We start from the raw sequence: 16,069 nt of genomic DNA on the forward strand, positions 1-16,069 counted from the left end.
GATCACGCGGTGGCCGGTTGAGGTCCGGTTTCGGCGGCTGCGGGTGTGCGGCGGGATTCGGTGCGCGTGAACTCCTTTGCGAGGGTGACGCAGAGCGCGGCGATGGCGGTGCCCACGGCGAGGGCGATGAAGAACCACAGCACACGGTCCATCGCGAAGATGACGAAGACGCCGCCGTGTGGTGCGCTCAACGTCACGTCGGTGGCCATGATGATGCCTCCGGTGACAGCGCCGCCGACCATCATGGACGGGATCACGCGGAACGGATCGGCTGCAGCGAAGGGAATGGCGCCCTCGGAGATGAAGGAGGCACCGAGTAGCCATGCCGCCTTGCCGTTCTCGCGTTCTGCGGTGCTGTAGAGACGCGGTCGCACGAGCGACGACAGCGCCATGGCAAGCGGCGGCACCATTCCGGCTGCCATCACCGCGGCCATGATCTGCAACGACGCGTGATTGCTGACGTCGAGACCCGCCACGGCGAACGCGTATGCGGCCTTGTTGACGGGGCCGCCGAGGTCGAAGCACATCATGAGGCCGAGGATCACGCCGAGTGCGACGGCCGAGCCGCCGGACAGTCCGTTGAGCCAGTCCGTCAGGCCGGTGGTGATCGCGGCGAGCGGCCTGCCCAGCACGAGGAACATTGCGGCGCCGACGATCAGACTCGCAAGCAGAGGAATGATCACCACCGGCATCAGACCACGGGCCCACGTGGGCAGCGGGATCCGGCCGACCCACAGTGCGGCGAAGCCGGCGATGATGCCACCGACCAGACCACCGATGAAGCCGGCTCCGACGAACACCGCGACGGCGCCCGCGGTGAATCCGGGCGCGAGGCCCGGGCGGTCGGCGATGGCGTAGGCGATGTATCCGGCAAGTGCGGGTACGAGGAACGAGAACGCGAGCGAACCGATCTGGTACAGCACCGCACCGAGGTAGATGGCGAGTCCACCGTCGGGCAGGTTCGTCAACGAATTGTCGACGACAATACCGGCGGCGGAGTCGGAGATGTCGTAGCCGCCGAGCAGGAACCCGAGCGCGATGAGCAGACCACCGGCAGCAACGAAGGGAATCATGTAGCTGACACCGGTGAGCAGGATCTGCCTCAGCCGAGTGCCCCACCCGAGGTCGGCTGCCGTGCTCTCGCCGGAGGTGTCGGGTGCGCCGGCTTCGACTCGTGCGGCCGTCGGATCCGCCGCCGCGTGCAGTGCCTCGGTGATCATCGCGTCGGGTTCGTTGATGGCCCGTTTGACTCCCGAGGCGATCACCGGCTTGCCGGAGAATCGCTCTCGGCCCTTGACGCCGACGTCGGTGGCGAAGATCACGGCGTCGGCGGCGGCGATGACGGATGCCGGGATCGGTGTGCTTCCGCTCGAGCCCTGGGTTTCGACCTGCAGTGTGACGCCGGCCCGTTCGGCGGCAGCGGTGAGCGCGTCGGCGGCCATGTAGGTGTGGGCAATTCCGGTCGGGCACGCGGTGATTGCGACGACGGACCGCTGTGCAGGTTCGGATGCGTCGGGTTGCGGGGCCGGCGCAGTGGTGGTGGCAGGCGCAGTGGTGGTGGCAGGCGCAGTGGTGGTGACCGGCTCCGGAGTGGTGGCCGGTTCGGGGGTGGTAGGTGTCGCAGGGAGGACACCCTCGACGAGAGCAATGATCTCGTCGGTGTCGCGTGCTTGTCGGAGCGCCGCGACGAAATCGGGCCGCACGAGCGCGCGGGCGAGCGCGGTGAGAAGGCGCATGTGATCGGCACCGGCGCCTTCCGGCGCGGCGATGAGGAACACCAGGTCGGCGGGGCCGTCGGGAGCGCCGAAGTCGACCTTCGGCGAAAGCCTGGCGAAGCCGAGCGAGGGGGCGGTGACAGTCGAGTGACGACAGTGGGGGATCGCGATCCCGCCGGGTAGCCCGGTCGCTGATTTGGCCTCGCGATCGAGTACAGCGGTGGTGAGTGCGTCGCGATCGGTGGCGCGACCCGCGGTCGCGAGCCGGTCGGCCAGCGCCGCGACTACCGACTCCTTGTCGGAACCGAGGTCGGCGTCGAGCGCGATGAGCTGGGCATTGATGATCGCCTGGCTGCGGGCAGGGCCGGAAGCGCTGTCTGACATCACATGTCCTTACGGGAGAGTGGGCGATTCGTGTGGTCGGGGGCGTCTGGGATGGGTTCGGTGGACACCGCGGAGGGGTCGACGGAGTCGGGGCCCGGAAGGCGTGTCCCCGGTAGCGCCACTGCGGCGCTGCCGTACGCAACGGCGTGGCGCAGTCGCGCGGCCGGTGCGGCACCGGCCCGCTCGGCGACGAGATAGCCGGCGAGGGACGAATCGCCCGCCCCGACCGTGCTGCGTGCGACCACCGGAGGGGGCACGGCGCGCCAGACTCCCTCGGAGGTGACCAGGACGGCGCCTGCCGGGCCGAGGGTGGCCAGTACCGCTCCCACCCCTTGCGACAGCAGCATGCGCGCAGCCGACGTGACGGATGTGATGTCGCCTCGTGCGGCATCGTTCTCGAGGGTGTGCGCATCGAATCCGGTCAATTGGGCGAGCTCGTCGGAGTTCGGTTTGATGAGATCGGGAGCGGTAGCGGGGAATCCGCCTGCCAGGGCCAGAAGCGGTGACTCCGATGTGTCGACGGCGATGTGGCAGCCGCTCGGGCGGAGCGCGCGTACGAGGTCGGCGTAGAAGGTGTCCGGGATACCTGGGGGAAGCGAGCCGGACAGCACGACCCAGCCGTCGCCGGGAGCGTTGTCGAGGACGGCAGACAACAACCGCGTGTGGGTCTCGACGGGGCACGGGACGCCGGGTTCGTTGAGTTTCGTGGTGGTGCCATCGGATTCCGCGATTGTGATATTGGACCGGGCGTGCCCGGACGTGGCGATCGCGCGGTAGGGGACTGCGCGGTCGTCGAGGGCTGTGAGCAGCGGATCTCCGGGGTTGCCGGGCAGTACAGCAAGAACGTCGTGGCCTGCGCGATGCAGGACGCGCGCGACGTTGATCCCCTTACCCCCGGGATCGACCGCCGTTCCGGTGGCACGGTGGACGGCCCCGCGTACGAGTGGCGTGTCCAGGCCGACAGTGCGATCCAGACTGGGGTTTGCGGTCAGCGTGACGATCATGCCGTCACCACCTCGATTCCATGGTCGGTCAAGCGGTCTCGATCCGCGTCGTCGAGGTCTGTGTCGGTTATCAGGACATCGACGGCATCGAGTGGTGCGAAGCGCAAGAGGTGGCGTCGGCCGATCTTGGACGAATCCGCAACCACGATCACCCGATCGGCACAGCGGACCATCGCGTGTTTGACAGCGGCCTCGTCTGCGTCGGGCGTGGACAACCCGTGTTCGATCGTGAGGGCATTCGTTCCGATGAACGCCACATCCACATTGAGGATCTCCAGGAAGCGAAGGGCTTCTGGCCCCACGGCGGCCTGGGTGGTGCCGCGCACCCGACCACCGATCAAGTGCAGCTGCACCGACCCCACCCCCGCCAGGCGTGCGGCAATCGGGACTGAGTTGGTTGCGACCGTGATCTCGGTATCGCCCGGCATGGCGGCGGCGACTCTGCTGGTGGTGGTGCCGGCATCGAGGATCACGCTGCCTCCCGAGCTCGGGAAGAAACCTGCCGCCGCCGCTGCGATCCGGTCCTTGTGGCCCGCGCGGGTGTTGTCTCGTTCGGCAAGCCCGGGTTCGGACACGGTGAGCGCCGTTGCAGGAACCGCCCCACCGTGTACGCGCCGGACGTGTCCGAGGCGTTCGAGGAGCGCGAGGTCGCGGCGCACGGTCTCCGATGTGACGTCGTAGCGTTCGGCGAGATCGGTGACGGATACGCGTCCGTGGCGCACGACGAGATCGGCGATGGCCTGCTGACGTTCCTCTGCGTACACCCGAACCCCTCGTGGCATCAATGTTGGATAATGTTGTTTTACGCCCGCATGCGTTGACATGTCAATCCCCATGAGTAGCCTGGATCACAGAAGCCGTCGCGGTGAGGAGACGAAATGACCAATGAGGCGCCAAGTCTGTGCGGCACACCGGTGGTGCCCGGGGTCGGATACGGTCCCGTCATCCGGCCGGCACCACGGCCCCAGATGACCACGACGACAGAGGTCGTTCCGGATACTGCGCGCGACGCGGAATCTGCCCGGTTCGAAGCCGCGGCCGGGGCAGTCGCAGATCGGCTGAGAGCACGAGCAGCACACGCCTCGGGGGCTGCTGCGGAAGTGCTGCAGGCCAACGCGGTGCTGGTGGAGGATCGCGCGTGGCGTGCCGCCGCCGACAAGAAGATCCGATCCGGATCCGACGCGCTGGCCGCCACCGTCGGCGCAACAGACCAGTTCGTCACCATCTTCGAGAAGATCGGTGGTCTGCAGGCGGAACGGGTCACGGATCTGCTCGACATACGCGACCGCGTCCTTGCCGAACTGAACGGCGATCCGGAACCGGGCATCGAGCTACCCGAGGTTCCCTCGGTTCTGCTCGCCGATGACCTCGCGCCCGCCGACACGGCCGGGCTCGACCCGGAGCGTGTCGTCGGAATCGCAACCTCGCTCGGAGGCCCGACGAGTCATACCGCCATCATCGCCCGGCAACTGGGAATTCCGTGCATCGTCGCCGCAGCCGGGCTCGACGACATCGTCGCGGGAACCACAGTCCTGATCGACGGCGGTACCGGACGTGTCGTCGTCGACCCCGACCGTAACGACGCTGAGGCCGCCGTCGAGCAGGACCGCGCCGACCGCGCCCGTATCGCGACATGGGTCGGGCCGGGAGCGACCTCCGACGGGCACCCGATCGCCATCCTCGCCAACGTCCAGGACGGGGCGGGTGCGCGTGCCGCTCGCTCGAGCCAGGCCGAAGGCGTGGGCCTGTTTCGCACCGAATTGTGCTTTCTCGATCGGGATGTCGAACCGACAGTCGCTGAGCAGGCCGACATCTACGCTGAGGTCTTCGACGCGTACGACGGCCGAAAGGTTGTGCTCCGCACGCTCGATGCGGGCTCCGACAAGCCGCTGCGCTTCGCCGACCACCCGGACGAGCACAATCCCGCGCTCGGTGTTCGGGGCATCCGCGTGGCGGCCGTGGCGCCGGGGATCCTCGAGCGGCAACTCGACGCGGTGACTGCCGCCGCTGAGCGCACAGCTGTGACACCGTGGGTGATGGCTCCCATGATTGCCACAGTGGCCGAGGCAGCCGCGTTCGCCGACCGGGTTCGTTCCCGGAACATGGTTCCCGGGGTGATGGTCGAGATCCCCTCCGCGGCCCTGCTCGCCGACCGATTGCTCGAGCACGTCGACTTCCTGTCTGTCGGAACGAACGATCTTGCCCAGTACACGATGGCGGCAGACCGGATGTCTCCGGAACTGGCGTCGCTGACCGATGCGTGGCAGCCGGCGGTGCTGGCCCTGGTCGCGCGCACGGCAGAGGCGGGTTCGGTCGCGGGCAAGCCCGTAGGTGTGTGCGGCGAGGCCGCTGCAGATCCACTGCTGGCGTGCGTTCTGGTGGGGATGGGAGTGACGTCCCTGTCGTGCGCTGCCTCGGCTGTTGCTGCTGTCGGTGCGCGAGTATCGGCAGTGACGCTGCAGCAGTGCCGAGATGCCGCGCGTGCGGCGTTGGCCGCGAACGATCCTGTCGCTGCACGCGCAGCGGCCGCCCACATGCTCGGCTGAGCGTTCACCCGGCGCTTTCATCGACCGGGAGCCCGTCAGCTGTGGCTGGGCCATACTATCTCCGTCGTGAATGAACGAGTGCGGCCGACGAGTCGCAACATGGGATTCGGCTGGGCCCTGCACGGCGACGGGCGGCAGATCGTGGCCGGCGCCGTCGTCGCACCCGACGAGCGGCTGTCATGGCCGCGCACCGTCGGCATCGGAATGCAGCATGTGATCGCCATGTTCGGTGCCACCCTGCTCGTGCCCACCATCACCGGATTCCCGGTGACCACTACGTTGCTGTTCTCCGGGATCGGCACGGTGCTGTTCCTGCTCATCACGAGGGGCCGCGTACCGAGCTATCTCGGATCGTCCTTCGCGTTCATCGCACCTCTGACGGCATCGGCGGGGAGCGGTGCGGCCGCGCAGCTCGGCGGTATCGTCGCGGCCGGTGTCGTGCTCGCCGTCATCGGTCTGGTCGTTAAGGCGCTCGGCTCCCGGGTGATCGACGCCGTGATGCCTCCCGCCGTGACCGGTGCGGTGGTCGCACTGATCGGACTCAATCTCGCACCGACCGCGGTCGGATCGTTCGAAGCGCAACCGTTGATCGGTGCGGTGACGCTCGTATCGATCCTCGTGGTGACGGTGCTCGGCCGCGGTCTCCTCGGCCGGCTGGGCATCCTCGTCGGCGTGGTCCTCGGATGGATCTTTGCATGGGTCACCGGAGGCCTTGCGCCCGATCGAGTCGATGCGCTGAAGGCGGCAGCCTGGTTCGGCCTGCCCGAGTTGCGCGCACCGACCTTCGAGTTGTCGGTGGTGCTGCTCGCCTTGCCGGTGGTCATCGTCCTGGTCGCGGAGAACGTGGGTCACGTCAAGGCTGTTGCCGCAATGACGGGCCGCAATCTCGACGATGTCGCAGGCGACGCACTGCTCGCCGACGGTCTGGCCACCACGCTCGCGGGAGCAGGTGGAGGATCGGGAACCACCACGTACGCCGAGAACATCGGTGTGATGGCCGCGACCCGGGTGTACTCGACGGCCGCGTACTGGGTGGCTGCGGTGACCGCGGTGATTCTGGCGTTCTCCCCGAAATTCGGGGCACTCGTGTTCACAGTGCCCGACGGCGTTCTGGGCGGTGCCACGCTCGTCCTGTACGGGTTGATCGGACTTCTGGGTGTGCGGATCTGGCTGGATGCGAAGATCGACTTCACCGACCCGGTGAATCTCACGGTTGTGGCGGCTGCACTTGTTGCTGGTATCGGCGACCTGACGCTCTCTATCGGATCGGTCGAGCTCGGCGGGATCGCATGGGGTTCGATGGGAATCCTCGTGGCATACCCGATCCTTCGTCGATTGGCCGATCTGCGCCGCTGACAATCCAGGTTGTCCCGGTCACAGAATCCGCTCGCTCCTGTCAGAAGATCTACGGCGGCACCAACGAGATCATGAAGGAGGTCATCGGCCGCTGCCTGAATATCTGACCGCTGCGGCGTTGATCGCGGACTCACCGCATGAGAGCGGTGCAGCACCGTCGAGATCGCGCCACGCCGGTTCCTGCGGCCGACCGGTCGAGATCGGTTCGGGCCGTGTGGTCGGAGACGTGTGGTCAGAGCTTGCGGATTACTGTGACCACCTTGCCGAGAACAACGGCGTCGTTGCCCGGGATGGGCTCGAACATCGGGTTGTGCGGCATGAGCCAGACATCGTTCTTCACCCGCTTGAATGTCTTGACCGTGGCCTCGCCGTCGAGCATGGCCGCAACGATGTCGCCGCTCTCGGCGACGTTCTGCTGACGAACCACGACCCAGTCTCCGTCGCAGATCGCCGCGTTGATCATCGATTCGCCGACGACCTTCAGCAGGAACAGGGATCCCTGGCCCACGACCTCACGGGGGAGCGGGAAGACGTCCTCGATGGCCTCCTCCGCGAGGATCGGTCCTCCCGCTGCGATCCGTCCGACCACGGGAACGAGCGCGGCCGACGGGACGTCGTCGGAGGGCACCGTGGGCACGGCTTCACCGCCGACGTCGGACGCGACCTGTGGGTCGTCGAATCCACGTACGTCCACCGCGCGGGGACGGTTGGGGTCGCGGCGCAGCAGGCCTTTTCGCTCGAGGGTGCGAAGTTGGTGTGCGACCGAGGACGTGCTGTTGAGACCGACCGCATCTCCGATCTCTCGGATGCTCGGCGGGTAGCCCCGCTCAGCGACAGATGTGCGGATAACCTCGAGGACGCGGCGCTGACGCTCGGTGAGCGCGGTGCCGTCGCTGCGGGACGACTTCTTCGACCGGCCGGTCTCGGAGTTGGCGTCCGTCATGGTCGTGACCTCCGTGCGTCGAGTTTCTGATGTGTTGTGTGTGATCTCTCGAATCTAGCCGGATCTGTGCCGTATATCAAACATCTGTTCGAGATTGTTTCGAACAAATCGGCGACATCGACCACATGGACATGATAGGAACTTCGAACAGGTATTCGTTCGAATGCGTGGGCGAGCCTTCCGACTCTTGATTGCCACGGAGGATCCGATGGGCGCAGCACTGTTGACGGAATTCCGGATGACCGCTCCGACAGGAGCAATGACGATCCCGCCGGCCCCGCCGCCACGGTGGGTGGGAAGCGGTGATCGGCACTCGGAGCGGTACGCAGGCAGGTCCTGCGCTCACCCACCCGCCTCTCCTGTCGGCTTCGGGCGTTCGCTGATGCAGGTGCTCGCCACAGTGGTGATCACGGCCGCCGCGATCACGGCGATCCTGTGCATCGCGCACATCCGTACGAGCCAGGCCGCAGCGGACGCCACCCACTCGATACCGGTCGTGACCGAAGCAGCGCCGCCTGCAGGAGCGGGCGAAGCGGTCACCGATGGTAGATGACGGTGTGGTGAAGTCCCACCCGGACTCGAGGAGCGCACCACATGTGCGGGTATTGTCTGAATCTGTCAGTCACACCACCCCGTGTGGTCGCGTCGGGACGACCCTGCCCCCGGGCGAGGTCGATCCTTCGAACACGGCATCGTTTCGTCGGCGACGTCGCGGCCACTACGGCAGCGACGAAGGAATCGACATGTACTGCCCGTATTGCCGGCACCCCGACTCCAGGGTGGTCGATTCGCGTGAAGCCGACGAGGGTGCCGCGATTCGCCGTCGTCGGGCATGCCCGGAGTGCGGCCGCCGGTTCACCACGGTCGAGGCCGCCGTGCTGTCCGTCGTCAAGCGCAGCGGGGTAACCGAACCGTTCAGTCGTGAGAAGGTCGTGCGCGGCGTCGCGCGCGCGTGCCAAGGACGCGATGTCGACAACGACGCCCTGAACAAGCTGGCGCAGCAGGTCGAAGACGCCGTGCGGGCCAAGGGTGCACCAGAAGTGCCCAGTCACGAAGTCGGGCTTGCGATCCTCGGGCCGCTCCGCGACCTCGACGAGGTCGCCTACCTCCGTTTCGCCTCCGTGTATCGGTCGTTCAGCTCCGCCGAGGACTTCGAACGTGAAATCACGGAGTTGCGCGAACATCAACGTACCCGCGACGTCTCCGCCGACGTCGACTGATCCGTCCGGACGGGTCGGTCTACAGGCGCGCAGAATCGATCAGCGGATCGATTCGATCGCCTTGAGTACCCGCTTCTCCGATACCGGAACCCGCGTGCCCATCCCTTGGGCGAACAAGCTCACCCGCAGTTCTTCGATCATCCAGTAGATGTCCACGACGTCTCGCGCGGTCCGGCGCTCGTCGGACAATCTCCCGAGCAATGTGTCGTAGGCCGCATACACCCGATCGAGGGCATCCATGGCCTGGGCGTCGCGATTCGCGCTGGCCGGCAGAGCTTCGAGACGTTGGGCGGCGGCAGCGAGATAGCGCGGGAGGTCGGCCAGGCGACGAGTGCCCAGGTCGGTGACGAACCCGGCGAAGAGCAACGAGGACAGTTGCTCTCGGACGTCGTCCGCAGCCTCGCCGCGAACCCGATCCAGCAGCAGGCCCACCGCATGAGCCTTGCTCAGTGCCGGGACCACGGATTTCAGCAGGTGCGCGACGCGCCGGGGGAGTTCGCTGCGTACGACCGCGGCGAGCGCGTCGAAATCCTCGGGTGTCCGTACCGGTTTCCCGTGTGCATCGATCAATTCATCGACCGCGCACACCCGGCAGTCCTCGACGAGAGCGTCGAACGAACCGTCCGGGTTGCGGCCGAGTGCCAGTCGCTCAGGATTGGTCAACCCGGAGGTCACGACCTTCGCCTTGGTCGGTGCAGCAGCGAGAAGGAGCGTGCGCAACCCGGCGCGGGTGGCAGCGCGCTGCGCCTGCGGTGTGCTCAGTACCCGCACCGCGACACCCTCGCTCTCGGTCACCAGGGCGGGATAGCCGGTCACCTCTTGTCCGCCGACCTCGCGAGTGACAGTCTGCGGCAGAGTGCCGAGGGTCTCGGCCGTCCATGCGACCGCCGGTGCGCGTTCGGTGCCCGAGGCTGCACGCGCAACCTCGGCGTCGACTCGCGTCGAGAGCTGCTTTCGCAGCGCGGTGAGACTCTTGCTGCGGCCCAGAACTTTTCCGCTCTCGTCTACCGCAGCGAACGTCAACTTCAAGTGATCGGGCAGTGTCGACGGGGTGAAGTCGCCCGGGTCGATCCGGCAGTTCCCGAGCCGCGACAACTCACGGGCGAGCGCGTTGACGAGGGGCTCACTGCGCGGGGTCATCGAGGCCAGGGCTGCCTTCGCGAAGTCGGGTGCCGGAACTACCTGGCGGCGAACCTGTTTCGGCATTCCCTTGATCAAAGCGGTGACGAGTTCCTGCCGCAGTCCCGGGACCAGCCAGTCGAATCCGACCGGCCGGACACCCGCGAGCAGCGCCAACGGGATCCTCGCGGTCACGCCGTCGTCCTCAGTGCCCGGCTCGAACTGGTAGGTAAGGGGAAACTGCAACTCGCCCTGTCGCCATGCGTCGGGATAGTCGCCCTCCAGCACAGCCGCCGCGTCCTGATTGACGACCGTCTCGGGTGTGAAGGTCAGCAGATCCGGTTCCTGCTGCCGGGTCTCCTTCCACCAGGTGTCGAAATGCCTGGCCGAGACGACCCCCGGCCCGAGGCGCCGATCGTAGAACTCGAACAGGGTGTCGTCGTCGACGACCAGGTCGCGCCGGCGCGCGCGGTGTTCGAGCTCTTCGACGTCGTCGAGCAACGCCCGGTTCTCATGGAAGAACCTGTGCCGCGTCTTCCACTCGCCCTGGACGAGCGCGTGCCTGATGAACAGCTCGCGCGAGACCTCGGGGTCGATCCGGCCGTACTGCACCCGTCGTTGCGCGACAAGCGGGATGCCATAGAGCGTGACGCGCTCGTACGCCATCGCCGCCTGCTGCTTCGTCGACCAATGCGGCTCGGAGTAGGTGCGCTTGACCAGGTGCGGAGCGAGCTTCTCTGCCCACTCGGGTTCGATCCGCGCCGCCATCCGGCCCCACAGCCGCGACGTCTCGACCAGCTCTCCGGCCATGACCCACCGCGGTGGCTTCTTGAACAGGGACGAGCCGGGGAAGATCGCGAAGCGTGCCCCCCGCGCGCCGAGGAAGTCGCGTTTGTCGCCTTCGCGCAGCCCGACATGCGAGAGCAGGCCGGCGAGCAGCGACTGGTGGATCGCGTCGCCGCCGACCTCGCGATGCGCGGTTTCCCAGCCCAGACTCAGCGTGATCTGACGAAGCTGCCCCTGGAGATCCTGCCACTCCCGGATGCGCATCCAGTGGAGGAATTCGGCACGACACAACTTTCGGAACTGATTGGACGACAGCTCTTTCCGCTGTTCCTTGAGGTAGTCCCACAGGCGGAGAAAGGCGAGGAAATCCGATCCGTCGACGTTGAACCGCGCGTGCTTCTCGTCCGCGGCCTGCTGGTGTTCGGTCGGCCGCTCACGGACATCTTGGATCGACAGCGCCGATACGATGATGAGGACCTCGCGCAGGCATCCGTTGCGGTGGCCCTCGACGATCATGCGCGCCATGCGGGGATCGACGGGCAGCCGCGCGAGTTCCCGGCCGGTGCCGGTCAATCGCAGGGTCTCGTCCTTGCCGAGGGGTTCGATCGCGCCGAGTTCGCGCAGCAGCGCGATGCCGTCGCGGATCGCGCGCGGGTCGGGTGGCTCGACGAACGGGAACGACGCGATATCGCCGAGACCGAGTGCCGTCATCTGCAGGACGACCGACGCGAGGTTGGTGCGCAGGATCTCGGGCTCGGTGAACTCGGGGCGCGACTCGAAATCGTCCTCCGAGTACAGGCGGATGCAGATGCCGTCGGCGACCCGACCGCAACGACCGGCGCGCTGTCGAGCGGACGCCTGCGAGATCTCCTCGATCGGCAGTCTCTGGACCTTCGTTCGCACCGAGTACCGCGAGATGCGGGCAGTACCGGGGTCGACGACGTAGCGGATGCCGGGCACCGTCAAAGAGGTCTCGGCGACATTGGTCGACAGCACTACGCGTCGTCCGGTGTGCCCGGTGAAGACCCGATGCTGTTCGGCAGCAGACAGTCGGCCGTAGAGGGGGAGGATCTCGGTGTTGCGCAACTTGCGGTCGCGCAGCGCGTCGGCGGTGTCGCGGATCTCGCGCTCACCGGACAGGAACACGAGGGTGTCGCCGTCGCCGGCCGACTGCAGTTCCTCGACCGCCTCGCAGACGGCGTCGACGGGGTCGCGGTCGACGAGTTCGTCGCCCCGCTCGACGGTCAACGGCCGGTACCGTACTTCCACCGGATATGTGCGCCCCGAAACCTCGACGATCGGAGCCGGTGTCCCGTTCGCATCCGCGAAGTGCTTCGCGAAGCGTTCGGGGTCGATCGTCGCCGAGGTGATGATCACTTTCAGATCGGGTCGGCGGGGGAGGAGTTGCGCGAGATACCCGAGAAGGAAATCGATGTTGAGGCTGCGTTCGTGGGCCTCGTCGATGATCAGGGTGTCGTAGCGGCGCAGCATCCGGTCGCGCTGGATCTCGGCGAGCAGAATGCCGTCGGTCATCAGTTTGACCAGGGTGTGATCGGATACCTGGTCGGTGAAGCGCACCGTGTAGCCGACGGTGTCGCCGAGCTCGGACTCGAGCTCTTCGGACAACCGCTCGGCGACGGCCCGTGCCGCTATACGACGGGGTTGTGTGTGCCCGACGAGGCCGCGCACACCGCGCCCGAGTTCGAGGCAGATCTTCGGGATCTGTGTAGTCTTACCGGACCCGGTTTCACCCGCGACAACGACGACCTGGTGGTCGCGGATCGCGTCCGCGATGTCGTTCTTGCGCTGGGAGACCGGAAGGTCTTCCGGATATCGGATCGGGGGAACGGACTCGACACGCTGTGTCTGGCGGGCACGCGCGGAGTCGATGTCGCGGGCGATCTTGGTAAGCGCGTCGTCGCCGCGGGCTCGATCGAGGCGGCGACGGAACCGATGCTCGTCGCTGAGGGAAACCGCGGTCAGTGCTGCGCGAAGTTCGCGACGATTCGGGGCAGGAGAGATGGACATGCTGGTGATACAGCCTAGCTGGTGATACAGCCTAGCGACTGCCGAGGTCGCGGGGGCGACACCGGTGGGCGAGCGAGTACATCAGCCGACCAGCGCCCGAGCCCGCGCCATAACCGGTGCGAACGCCGCTCGATACGGTGAATGCACCGTGTAGTGCGACAACCCGAGACGGTCACGGTTGTCGAGGATCTGTCGTGCCATCTCGTCGACCGTGCCGATCAGGAGGAAAGGCGAATCGAGGAGCCGGTCGACCGGCATCTCGAGGCCGGTGCGCCGGAGCAGCGCGTCCGCCGTGCCACGCCTGTCCTCGGTTTCACAGACGGCCTGCAACAGGGTGTGCCATTCGATGCTGTCCGCCCGGTCGCCGGCGCATTCGCGAGTGAAGGCGACTCGTGCCGCGGCCTCCGCGGCAGTACCGATCCGGAAGGTGCCGGGTGGTCGGCCCTGGATCTGGAACGCGCCTGCGACACTGATGATGTCCGCGTACTCGGCCGCGACCCGCAGGACCCGCTCACCGGTACCGCCGACGATCAACGGTGGCCCCAGATCGCCGAAACCACGGCGCTGGATCGGCCGAAGTACAGGGACGTCGTACTCCGTGCGGAGCGTCTTCTGCTCGGAATACCCGCCGCTCCCGAAATGATCCCGGAGTGTCGTGATCGTCGATTCGAGCCGGCGCGTGCGTGCGGCGAAGCCCTCCCATGCGATACCGGCCTTGTCGAACTCCCACTTCATGTGCCCCGCTCCGAGCCCGATCTCGAGCCGCCCGTCGGTGAGAATGTCCGTGGTCGCGATGTCGCGTGCCAGCAATACCGGGTTCCAGAACTCGGTATTGAGCACCAGGGTGCCCACGCGCAGACGACGGGTCGCGTCTGCCGCTGCGACGAGGAGCGGGAACGGTGACCCCACACCCAGGTGATCGGTCGCGTAGACAGCGTCGTAGCCCTCCTGCTCTGCATCCCGGCAGAAGGCGACGAATGCGCGACGGGATTCGAGACCGAAAATGTTGACGGAGAATCGGAACGTCATAAGTAGAGGGTGCCTCGTGAACGGGCCGATCCACCAGCCGCCGCGCGAGCCCATACGATGGCGGGAAACCGGTAGTCGTGGACAGGAGCTGGCTGTGGGTGCGTTGTGGCACGGATTCGCCGATATGGGTGTCGTGGAGCGGGACGGTGCCTTCGTTGTCGCACGTGGAGAAGGCGCGTACATCTGGGATGACGCCGGTACCCGCTATCTCGACGCGACGGCGGGACTGTGGTTCGCCAATGTCGGTCACGGTCGCGCCGAGATCGGTGAGGCGGTAGCTGCGCAGCTCGCGAAGGTCGCACATTTTTCGAACTTCGGTGATTTCGCCGCCGAGCCCACGATCGCCCTGGCCGAGCGGCTTGCGGCAATCGCACCTGTACCCGGGAGTAAGATCTTCTTCACCTCGGGCGGATCCGATTCGATCGATACCGCAGCAAAGCTCGCCCGCCGCTACTGGCAGGAATGCGGTCGATCGGGCAAGACGCTGATCGTGAGCCGTGAGAAGGCGTACCACGGGATGCACGTCGGGGGTACGTCGATGGCGGGTATCCCCGTCAACGCAGAGGGTTACGGCTCGCTGTGGACCGACACCGCCACCGTGCCCTGGGACGACGCCAAAGGCCTGCTCGAACTCATCGAGAAGGTCGGGGCCGACAACATCGCTGCGTTCTTCTGCGAACCGATCATCGGCGCCGGCGGCGTGTACCTGCCGCCGGACGGCTACCTCACAGAGATCCGCGAGATCTGCCGCGACCACGACATCCTGTTCGTGGTCGACGAAGTGGTGACCGGGTTCGGCCGGATCGGCGGCTCGTGGTTCGCGTCGACGAGGTTCGATCTGCAGCCCGACATAATGACCACCGCCAAGGGACTGACGTCGGGATATCTACCGATGGGTGCGGTGTTCGTGGCGCCCCACGTTGCCGAACCGTTCTTCGCCGGTGGTGTGTGGTGGCGCCACGGCTACACCTACGGCGGTCATGCGGCGGCAGCCGTGGCGGCACACGCCAACCTCGACATCGTCGAACGCGAGAGCCTGCTCGACGAGTCTGCGCGCCTCGAGACGACGCTGCACGAGAAACTCGCTCCGCTCGCGGATCATCGGCGTGTCGTGGAGGTGCGGAGCGGTCTCGGTGCGGTCGCGGCTGTGCAGCTTGCCGACCCTGGTGAGGCATTGGGCTTCGTCAAGACCTTGCGGGAGCACGGCATCTCGGGCCGCGCAGCCGGTCAGGGTGCGATGCAGATCTCACCGTCGTTCGTCATGACGGACGAGCAGGTGCAGGAACTCGCCGACGGATTCGCTGCAGCACTGGGCTGACCGGGTCGGTCAGCGTCGACTGCGGACCCGCCGCAACAGGCGGCGGATCCGGGTCTTCGCACTCATCGGCACCTCGGTGAGCGGCACTTCCTCAGTGCCATCCTGTGCCGCGACCGCTCGCGCGTACCGTTCGTGAAGGACCGACCGGATCTCGTCGGGGCTGTAGTCGCGACGCCTGCGTTCGTTGCGCAGGGTGATCGCACCTGTCGCCGCGACTCCCACGACGCCGGCGAGTCCGAGCAACTTCCACATCGTGCTGGTACGAAGGGCCATGCAGCGACCCTAACCGGGGGTGGCTCATGGCAGGCTTTCCCCATGCACACCCGAGGCCCCCTGCAACCTGGTCCGACGCCGTCGCGCATCACTCTGGACGAGGCGGTGGATCTCACACGTACGGGGGACATCTGGGTCTTCCGCGGTACCAGTGGGGCGGACAGGGGTCTTAACTGTTCCTCAAGGAATAGGTAGACATCAGCGTTTATCTGTGAATATAGTAGAAGTATGAAACTGTCGGAGTGGGCGAAGCAGGCGGGAGTCCACTACCAGACAGCCTGGCAGTGGGCAAAGGACGGCAAAATGCCGGTTCCGGTTATGCAGACCCCCTCCGGAAGTTGGATTGTT

The 16,069-nt window shown here is 66.6% G+C and carries 12 protein-coding genes and 1 pseudogene; 6 read left to right on the forward strand and 7 right to left on the reverse strand.

Translation table 11 applies throughout. From position 1 onward, the window contains the following. Window positions 1-2: 2 nt before the first annotated feature. Genes ACZI8W_RS15330 through ACZI8W_RS15340 form a run of 3 tightly spaced genes read right to left on the reverse strand, consistent with a single transcriptional unit; the run spans window position 3 to window position 3,867 of the window. Entirely contained in the window at window positions 3-2,099 is a 2,097-nt protein-coding gene (locus ACZI8W_RS15330) for a PTS fructose transporter subunit IIABC (protein ID WP_463369344.1), read from the reverse strand. Further along, window positions 2,099-3,103 carry a 1-phosphofructokinase family hexose kinase gene (locus ACZI8W_RS15335; protein WP_463369345.1) on the reverse strand — a complete coding sequence of 335 codons (1,005 nt, stop codon included), beginning with the start codon at window positions 3,101-3,103 and terminating at the stop codon, window positions 2,099-2,101. Before ACZI8W_RS15335 ends, ACZI8W_RS15330 begins: the two co-directional genes overlap by 1 nt. Further along, on the reverse strand, window positions 3,100-3,867 hold the full coding sequence (locus tag ACZI8W_RS15340; RefSeq protein ID WP_463369371.1) for a DeoR/GlpR family DNA-binding transcription regulator: 768 nt from the start codon (window positions 3,865-3,867) through the stop codon (window positions 3,100-3,102). The genes ACZI8W_RS15335 and ACZI8W_RS15340 overlap by 4 nt, the downstream gene beginning before the upstream one ends. A gap of 114 nt (window positions 3,868-3,981) precedes the next feature. On the opposite strand from ACZI8W_RS15340, the gene ptsP reads away from it, so the two are divergent. Together ptsP and ACZI8W_RS15350 are read left to right on the forward strand one after the other, a co-directional pair. Beyond that, window positions 3,982-5,649 carry a phosphoenolpyruvate--protein phosphotransferase gene (gene ptsP / locus ACZI8W_RS15345; RefSeq protein ID WP_463369346.1) on the forward strand — a complete coding sequence of 556 codons (1,668 nt, stop codon included), beginning with the start codon at window positions 3,982-3,984 and terminating at the stop codon, window positions 5,647-5,649. A 99-nt stretch (window positions 5,650-5,748) separates the two neighbouring features. After that, window positions 5,749-7,005 carry a uracil-xanthine permease family protein gene (locus ACZI8W_RS15350; protein ID WP_463369372.1) on the forward strand — a complete coding sequence of 419 codons (1,257 nt, stop codon included), beginning with the start codon at window positions 5,749-5,751 and terminating at the stop codon, window positions 7,003-7,005. 232 nt (window positions 7,006-7,237) lie between these two features. Here ACZI8W_RS15350 and lexA read toward each other — a convergent pair whose 3' ends face one another. Then, a complete protein-coding gene (gene lexA, locus ACZI8W_RS15355; RefSeq protein ID WP_463369347.1) occupies window positions 7,238-7,948 on the reverse strand; it encodes a transcriptional repressor LexA in 711 nt (236 codons plus the stop codon). 208 nt (window positions 7,949-8,156) lie between these two features. Here lexA and ACZI8W_RS15360 point away from each other — a divergent pair, with 208 nt between their 5' ends. Further along, window positions 8,157-8,501: a hypothetical protein gene (locus ACZI8W_RS15360; RefSeq protein WP_463369348.1), complete on the forward strand. Its 345-nt coding sequence runs from the start codon at window positions 8,157-8,159 to the stop codon at window positions 8,499-8,501. Window positions 8,502-8,691: 190 nt separating this feature from the next. Next, entirely contained in the window at window positions 8,692-9,168 is a 477-nt protein-coding gene (nrdR, locus tag ACZI8W_RS15365) for a transcriptional regulator NrdR (RefSeq protein WP_463369349.1), read from the forward strand. Window positions 9,169-9,207: 39 nt separating this feature from the next. Here nrdR and hrpA read toward each other — a convergent pair whose 3' ends face one another. Next, the gene (hrpA, locus tag ACZI8W_RS15370; RefSeq protein WP_463369350.1) at window positions 9,208-13,101 is read right to left on the reverse strand and encodes an ATP-dependent RNA helicase HrpA; all 3,894 of its coding nucleotides are present in this window, start codon (window positions 13,099-13,101) and stop codon (window positions 9,208-9,210) included. An 81-nt stretch (window positions 13,102-13,182) separates the two neighbouring features. Next, window positions 13,183-14,130: a TIGR03621 family F420-dependent LLM class oxidoreductase gene (locus tag ACZI8W_RS15375; RefSeq protein WP_463369351.1), complete on the reverse strand. Its 948-nt coding sequence runs from the start codon at window positions 14,128-14,130 to the stop codon at window positions 13,183-13,185. Window positions 14,131-14,254: 124 nt separating this feature from the next. Here ACZI8W_RS15375 and ACZI8W_RS15380 point away from each other — a divergent pair, with 124 nt between their 5' ends. Then, window positions 14,255-15,448, forward strand: a complete 1,194-nt coding sequence (locus ACZI8W_RS15380; RefSeq protein WP_463369373.1) for an aminotransferase family protein — start codon at window positions 14,255-14,257, stop codon at window positions 15,446-15,448. 9 nt (window positions 15,449-15,457) lie between these two features. On the opposite strand, the gene ACZI8W_RS15385 is transcribed toward ACZI8W_RS15380, so the two are convergent. Next, the gene (locus ACZI8W_RS15385; protein ID WP_463369352.1) at window positions 15,458-15,721 is read right to left on the reverse strand and encodes a hypothetical protein; all 264 of its coding nucleotides are present in this window, start codon (window positions 15,719-15,721) and stop codon (window positions 15,458-15,460) included. Between the two features lie 42 nt (window positions 15,722-15,763). Here ACZI8W_RS15385 and ACZI8W_RS15390 point away from each other — a divergent pair. Continuing rightward, window positions 15,764-15,892, forward strand: a pseudogene (locus ACZI8W_RS15390) (guanylate cyclase); the annotation flags it as partial. Window positions 15,893-16,069: the final 177 nt, after the last annotated feature.

Source organism: Rhodococcus ruitaii, assembly GCF_055230935.1.

What these genes read in the sequence shown, in the direction of transcription:
- ACZI8W_RS15330 (WP_463369344.1), bottom strand. Translation starts at nt 2,099, where the DNA reads ATGTCAGACAGCGCTTCCGGCCCTGCCCGCAGCCAGGCGATCATCAAT.
- ACZI8W_RS15335 (WP_463369345.1), bottom strand. Translation starts at nt 3,103, where the DNA reads ATGATCGTCACGCTGACCGCAAACCCCAGTCTGGATCGCACTGTCGGC.
- ptsP (WP_463369346.1), top strand. Translation starts at nt 3,982, where the DNA reads ATGACCAATGAGGCGCCAAGTCTGTGCGGCACACCGGTGGTGCCCGGG.
- ACZI8W_RS15350 (WP_463369372.1), top strand. Translation starts at nt 5,749, where the DNA reads ATGGGATTCGGCTGGGCCCTGCACGGCGACGGGCGGCAGATCGTGGCC.
- lexA (WP_463369347.1), bottom strand. Translation starts at nt 7,948, where the DNA reads ATGACGGACGCCAACTCCGAGACCGGCCGGTCGAAGAAGTCGTCCCGC.
- ACZI8W_RS15360 (WP_463369348.1), top strand. Translation starts at nt 8,157, where the DNA reads ATGGGCGCAGCACTGTTGACGGAATTCCGGATGACCGCTCCGACAGGA.
- nrdR (WP_463369349.1), top strand. Translation starts at nt 8,692, where the DNA reads ATGTACTGCCCGTATTGCCGGCACCCCGACTCCAGGGTGGTCGATTCG.
- hrpA (WP_463369350.1), bottom strand. Translation starts at nt 13,101, where the DNA reads ATGTCCATCTCTCCTGCCCCGAATCGTCGCGAACTTCGCGCAGCACTG.
- ACZI8W_RS15375 (WP_463369351.1), bottom strand. Translation starts at nt 14,130, where the DNA reads ATGACGTTCCGATTCTCCGTCAACATTTTCGGTCTCGAATCCCGTCGC.
- ACZI8W_RS15380 (WP_463369373.1), top strand. Translation starts at nt 14,255, where the DNA reads ATGGGTGTCGTGGAGCGGGACGGTGCCTTCGTTGTCGCACGTGGAGAA.
- ACZI8W_RS15385 (WP_463369352.1), bottom strand. Translation starts at nt 15,721, where the DNA reads ATGGCCCTTCGTACCAGCACGATGTGGAAGTTGCTCGGACTCGCCGGC.